At 59.8% G+C, this 6457-nt stretch carries 3 protein-coding genes, 2 pseudogenes and 1 riboswitch; of the genes and pseudogenes, 2 read left to right on the top strand and 3 right to left on the bottom strand.

Going from position 1 to position 6457, the window contains the following annotated elements:
• Positions 1-439: 439 nt before the first annotated feature.
• Positions 440-648, top strand: a riboswitch (cobalamin riboswitch).
• Positions 649-718: 70 nt separating this feature from the next.
• Positions 719-3052, top strand: a complete 2334-nt coding sequence (gene metE / locus ACWGS8_RS35065; RefSeq protein WP_454585192.1) for a 5-methyltetrahydropteroyltriglutamate--homocysteine S-methyltransferase — start codon at positions 719-721, stop codon at positions 3050-3052.
• 594 nt (positions 3053-3646) lie between these two features.
• Here the strand turns inward: metE and ACWGS8_RS35060 are convergent.
• Positions 3647-4387 (bottom strand): annotated as a pseudogene (locus ACWGS8_RS35060) (transposase).
• 95 nt (positions 4388-4482) lie between these two features.
• Here ACWGS8_RS35060 and ACWGS8_RS35055 point away from each other — a divergent pair.
• Positions 4483-4731 (top strand): annotated as a pseudogene (locus ACWGS8_RS35055) (IS481 family transposase); the annotation flags it as partial.
• A gap of 127 nt (positions 4732-4858) precedes the next feature.
• Here the strand turns inward: ACWGS8_RS35055 and ACWGS8_RS35050 are convergent.
• Positions 4859-5548, bottom strand: coding sequence for a response regulator transcription factor (locus ACWGS8_RS35050; protein ID WP_454585191.1), 690 nt, complete (start codon positions 5546-5548; stop codon positions 4859-4861).
• 671 nt (positions 5549-6219) lie between these two features.
• Positions 6220-6457 (bottom strand): PfkB family carbohydrate kinase (locus ACWGS8_RS35045; RefSeq protein WP_454585190.1); only part of this gene is annotated, 238 nt, incomplete at its 5' end.

Below are 6457 nucleotides of genomic sequence, written 5' to 3'. Positions count from 1 at the left end.
TCGAGCTTTTGTGGATCTGATTGAGGAACTCGAACGTGTCATTGAGGTGCCGACGCCAAAGCGCAGGTGCTTCCATAACGCATTGCTTCCATGATCGTGGTCGTTTGCGGCTCGGGTGCGATTGAAGGCGTTGAAGACATCGAACCTCTCGCCCGCGCGTCACCGAGTGCGCAAATCGAGCATGATTGCCCTCTGACTAAGCGCAGATCGAGTATATCGGAAATGTTCCTTTCAGCATGATCGGAGTCAACCCCTTTCAGTTCGCGGTCCGGAACCTGCGACAGTTCGCTCCATACTCCAAAGGGCAGGAAATTGAGCAGGCTACCGGCCGAAAGGACGATCGCGATCGCCCGGCGATCACCCGACTGGCAATTATCGTACCAAGTCGGATCACGATATAAAGATTTGTTTATGTGATTGACAGCAACGTCCTCTCCGGGGAATGTAAGTAGTCGATGGTTCTCTGATGCGGTTCGGCCGCAACAGAGCTAAGAGGGAAGCCGGTGAAGATGCCGGCGCTGCCCCCGCAACTGTAAGCGGCGAGCCAAAGCTCACTCTTGTCACGGAGGTCAATAGCCTCGGGAAGACGGGCTGAGGTGTCGACCCGCTGCCACGGCGAACAAGGTCCACAGGCGGGGTGTCTCGGTGGGCGTAGCAACCGGCTCGTCTGCTTGCCAGCGTCTGCCTTGCATCCACGCCCCAATCATCGGGGTATGGTATGTCTCTCTCTCACAAAGTTCCTGTAGCCACGCTTGGCGTACCGCGCATTGGGCGCCGTCGCGAGCTAAAGCGCGCGCTTGAGGCCTATTGGTCGCGAAAATCTTCCGCAGCCGACCTTCTCGAAACAGCGCGGGCGCTGCGTGTCGCGAACTGGATTGAACAACGCGACCGCGGCGTGACAAAGATTCCGTCCAACGACTTCTCACTCTACGATCATGTGCTCGACACAGCAACAATGGTCGGCGCTGTCCCGCCACGCTATGGGTGGAGGGAGGGAGAAATCTCGCTCGACACCTATTTTGCCATGGCTCGTGGCAGCCAAGGAGGGGCTGCTGGTGGCGGGCAAACCGGTCAGGCCGTGACAGCGCTGGAAATGACCAAGTGGTTCGACACCAACTACCACTACATGGTCCCGGAACTACCCGACGATCAAGCCTTTGCCCTGTCCTCCTCAAAGCCGTTGGATCACTTCTTTGATGCCAGAGCATTGGGCATTCACACTCGCCCGGTCATCCTTGGGCCCGTCACCTTCCTCAAGCTAGCCAAGTCGCCCGCCCGGGACTTCAACCCTGTTTCACTGCTGCCGCGGCTGCTGCCGGTCTACGAGTTGCTGCTGCGTCGACTGAAACTGGCGGGCGCCGACTGGGTGCAGATAGATGAGCCGGCGCTCGTGCTCGATCTCATTCCAAACGAGCAAGATGCGTTCAATTTTGCCTACGAGCGCCTTTCGAAAGTGGCACCGGAGCTAAAGATCATGCTCGCCACCTATTTCGGCGGGCTGAACGGCAACCTCGAGACCGCTCTTTCGCTTCCTGTGGGGGGTCTGCATCTCGACCTTGCACGCGCTCCCGAACAATTGGAGGCGGTGGGCCGGCTTGCGCCAAAAGACCTGGTGCTTTCGCTTGGCCTGATCGATGGTCGCAACGTCTGGCGCGCGAACCTGCGCCCCATGCTTGACCGGATCAAGCCGGTGGTCGCCGGCTGGCCGCTGGAGCGAGTGGAGATCGCGCCCTCGTGCTCGCTTCTTCACGTGCCGATCGACCTCGAACTAGAAACCACGCTCGACAAGGACGTAAAGTCGTGGCTCGCATTCGCGGCGCAGAAGATGGACGAACTGACCACCATCGCCACGGCCTTATCCGAGGGCTGGGAGGCGGTTGCGGCAGAGCTGGAGTCTTCGACGCAAGCAGCCGTCGCGCGTTTGACGTCCCCGAAAATCCATGATCCGCTGGTCGAAGGACGCCTCGCCTTTATCGACGAAGTCATGACGCGCAGGAAGAGTGGCTTTTTGGAACGATCCAGGTTTCAGGAGGAACGTCTCTGCCTGCCGCCCTTCCCCACCACGACGATCGGCTCTTTCCCGCAAACGCCCGAGATTCGCAACGCGCGTGCCGCCCATGCAAAGGGACAACTGAGCTATGTCGACTATGAGGCGTTCCTGAGGAAGGAGATCGAAGCAGCCATCCGTTGGCAGGAAGAGATCGGGCTGGACGTGCTGGTGCACGGCGAGTTTGAGCGCAACGATATGGTGCAATATTTCGGTGAGCAGCTTTCCGGCTTCGTTTTCACGCAGCACGCTTGGGTGCAGAGCTATGGATCGCGTTATGTGCGCCCCCCGATCATCTTTGGCGACGTATCGCGTCCCAACCCGATGACCGTGCGCTGGTGGCGATACGCCCAATCGCTGACTGACAAACCCGTTAAAGGCATGCTCACCGGCCCGGTGACGATTCTTAACTGGTCGTTCGTGCGCGACGATCTTGCGCGCTCCGTAGTCTGCCGTCAGATCGCGCTCGCCGTTCGTGCCGAAGTGGGTGATCTCGAAATGGCCGGCGCTAGAGTCATTCAGATCGACGAAGCTGCGCTGCGCGAGGGATTGCCGCTGCGCAAGTCCGAGTGGAAGCCCTATCTCGAATGGGCTGTCGAGTGCTTCCAACTGGCCTCGACGGGCGTGTATGATGCGACTCAGATCCACACGCACATGTGTCACTCTGAATTCAACGACATCATAGACGCGATCGCGGCCTTGGATGCCGACGTGATCTCAATCGACACCTCGCGCTCGCAGATGGAATTGCTCGACGCCTTCCGAAGTTTTGAATATCCCAACGAGATAGGACCGGGCATCTATGATATTCATTCGCCGCGGGTGCCGGGAGTCGACGAGATGGCGAACCTGCTTACGCAGGCGCGCCAGCGCCTTTGCGACAGTCAGATTTGGGTCAATCCCGATTGCGGTTTGAAGACGCGTGGGTGGGAGGAAGTCCGCCCGGCACTCGTCAATATGGTCAAAGCGGCGCGCAGCCTGAGAGACGAAGCGAAGGCGGACTAGGAGAAGTCCATCCCGTCGCCCCGTGGACGACGGCATAGACTGCAGTGTGGAGTGGTTAGAACTGAGTGCCGGCGCAACGCGCCGCGTCGGGCATGTCCCGTTTCGTCAGCACGGGGTAGAATCGGCGCGCTGACTGCACTGATTTGAGGGGTCCGGTTCTTCTGCGACCCCTCGGTCTGTAGGCGCATCGTTGCCGAGACGATGCCTTGGCCCGGAGCGCATCTCCAGCAAGCCGAGCGTCCAGTGTGCTGAGCTAGATGTTTGATCCCAGGCTCACATGACGATGCTGAGGTCAAGGGAGAAGTTAGGGCGGCATCGTGCTCTCCAGTTGGTCGCGGAATCCAGAGCCTGGCCCGATTGCGTGACGCGGCTCGGTCAATTGAGCCTGGTCAAACTCACATACGGTCGCCGCTTGGGCGGCTGCACCAATATCCCGCTTGCGGCGGCATGAGCCCAGTAGGCGAGACCCGTCTTTGATACGGCATTTCAGCCAGGTGGGATGTCGGTTCGCCTCCTGGATCCCCCGAGGCTGATCGAACCTCAGTGGATGGGTTTGTCGGTTTGGTCTTGTTAGACAGCCTTCATGAGGGCACCTTAGATGACGACGCCCGCAGTCACGTATTTCCACAGCGCCACGAGCAGCTTCCGTGGAAGGGCGACGATGATTGTCTTCTTGAGGCGCCCCTGATTGCGCAGCACGCGTTCGTGAAACCAGCGGGTAAGGGTTGAACCAGGTTGATTGCGTAACCACAGCCAAGCCAACTCGATCATCGTCGTTCGCAGCCGGGGGTTGCCGGCCTTCGAGACGCCTTGCTCGTGTTGGACCGATCCGCTCTGCCTTGCGCTCATGGCAGACACGACGACGGTCCTCCTCCTAGACGCTCGGTACTCTAACCATCGCGCACACGCGCGGCTCGCCCCGTTTGTAGGCGAGCAGCGCGCGCACCAACCCCTCACCATCGATCTTGTCGGTCTTGGCACGACGACGTCGGCGTGAGGTGGCGATCGAAGCGGCGTCGACGACATGACTTTCGATCCCCTCGGCCCCCAGGATTCGATGAATCCAGAAGCCGTCGAGACCCGCCTCTTGAATGACAACAAGCGCAAAGTGCCGGCCGGTGTGCGCCTGTGCCTTCTGCTGGACTTGGGCAAAGCGTGCCAACAGTCCGGTGATATCGCCGCCACGTACCGCATGTTTCGACATCTCTCCCCACTGCCCGGCGACAGCGAAGTGATCAACCTGGTCGATTTACTGAGCTCCAAAGAAACGAAGATCGCGCCAAGGTCAGTGTGGACAGCGGCAGATGCCACAGATCGATCGGCTACAACATGCATGATTGGCCTCCAGAGTTGTTGGTCAGCAACCCCACTCTGCCAAAGCGCAGGTCGCTATCCACCACCAGACTTGTCTCCCGGATCAAAGAGGCACTATGGGCCAGGTTCTCCATGGGACCGCCACGACGACAGAGGCGGACCGTCGAGCGATACAATAGTCAAGAGAGCTTGAGGGGGCTGGCCGAGCGCTACGGGATCAACCAGAAGATCGTTCCAAGTGGGGTAGCGGACCTCGCCAAACGACCTTCCGACTGCGCCGAAAGAGCCGCGGTCGACGGTGCTCGGTCGTCGAGGAGGCCATCATCGTTAACTTACGGCGCTACACACTGCTTCCCCTCGACGACTGATCTCTCGTCGCTCATCGGTAGTCATTCCGGTCAAAGGAAGTGTCGCAATCAGACCCGGAGGCGACGCTCGCGAGCAGCCTTTGCTCCGCCGAGTTACACCACACATGAGGACACAATCGTGAATTCAGATTTCCTGTTCTTCGAGCGCATAGCCGGCCGAGCGTATGGTTCGGATGACGTTGTGGGGGGAGAGTGCCTTTCTCAGTCGGCTGACATGGACGTCGACCGTCCGCGCACCGACATGGATGTTGGCGGGCCAGGCGGCGCCAACCAGTTCGTCGCGGCTGCACACCTTGCCAGGATTTTCCATCAAGTGACGAAGCATGTTGTATTCGAGTGGGCCTAGATGGAGTTGCTGGCCATTGCAATGTACCCTATGGCTGCCGAACTCCATCTTAAGTTGTCCGCAGTTCAGCGACCCCCATTGCCCCCCGTTGGGGAGCAGCGGTGCGCGCAGCTTCCCGCCCAAATAAGCAAGCAATTTAGCCGGCGCAAACGGCCGTAGGAAACTTTCATCAATGCCGGCCTTAAGCAGATCGAGCTGTTGGTGCTCGGCGCCGGATGCGATCAGGGCGATGACGGGCAGGGCCTCGGTTTGCAGATCACCTTTCAGCCGGGCGCAGATTCTGGGGCCGGCAGCGCCAGCCACTTGACAGTCCAGGACGACAGCCTGCGGCTCATGCTCAGCGGCCTTCCGGATCGCGTCCTCGACGCCACCGGCAAGCTCAGTTGCGAAGCCGTCCACCTCCAGGACATGACTGAAGATTAGGAAGAACTCGGCATCCTCAGAACAGATCAGGACGAGTGGCGTCATATGCGGACCCTTCATAAATCAAGCATTCCGCGCCGGTCGCCAGCCAGCACGCTCTCGAACGCCGGTTCGGTGCGCGAGCTGTCCTTTCTACCGCTGCCACCAGACACTCGCCTTATGGCCCGAGGCCGATTGGAATTTGGTGTTGCCCTGGAAACGAAGATGCACCCAAACACCTCATTTGCGGGGTTCCTTGTCGGCCACCTGCGATGGAGACCGTGGATCAGCGGTTGGATTGGGCCGGGCAGGCGAACCCGGCCGGTACATCCGAGCTGCTGCGTCAAGGAGTCCACCCCAATCGCAGCTAACAGTTCGGCGCAGAAATCCGCCGGTAAACTCGACGCCTCCTTTATACGCGCACTATCTGATGCTGACCTGACAAGGTTGCTTGCTAGCTTCGTCCCCCGGATCGCAATGTCGCTCCCCGCCATCAATGCCTCCCCGCAGTTCCCTGTCTCAAGGCCTGAAAAATCAAAATGCGTGCCAACGCGAAGGGAGCCGCTGAAAAGATTTGCGACTTTTATTTCAGGGGTTTAACGAGAATGCAGCAGAAGGTGAGGCCGAACCCACAGTGTCGCGGACTCGACAAAACGCTACATTCCCTCGCCCGCCTAGCGTGCTTTCGGTCCCTCGCGCTGGCGATAAAGCCGACCGGCACAGTCTTCAAGATGTGCCTACAACAAGCCCACCTGTTCGGCTTCCCGCCGCAGTTTCTGCCTCGGCCTTGGGCCGATCTGCTGGATTACCAGTCCGGCCGCCAGTGAGCCGAGGTCGCCGCAATCCTTGAGGCTGCGTCCGGTGGTGTAGCCATGCAGGAAACCGGCGGCGTAGAGATCGCCGGCGCCCGTCGTGTCGACCAGCTCCCGGATCGCCGTCGCCTGGATGACCACGGTCTCATCGCCGCGCACGATG

Source organism: Mesorhizobium sp. 43Arga (assembly GCF_053714255.1).
This window is presented reverse-complemented; position numbering and strand designations above follow the sequence as displayed.

Bases quoted from the DNA above. Each gene is read 5' to 3' on its own strand.
- ACWGS8_RS35050 (WP_454585191.1), bottom strand. From the start codon at position 5,548: ATGACGCCACTCGTCCTGATCTGTTCTGAGGATGCCGAGTTCTTCCTA.
- metE (WP_454585192.1), top strand. From the start codon at position 719: ATGTCTCTCTCTCACAAAGTTCCTGTAGCCACGCTTGGCGTACCGCGC.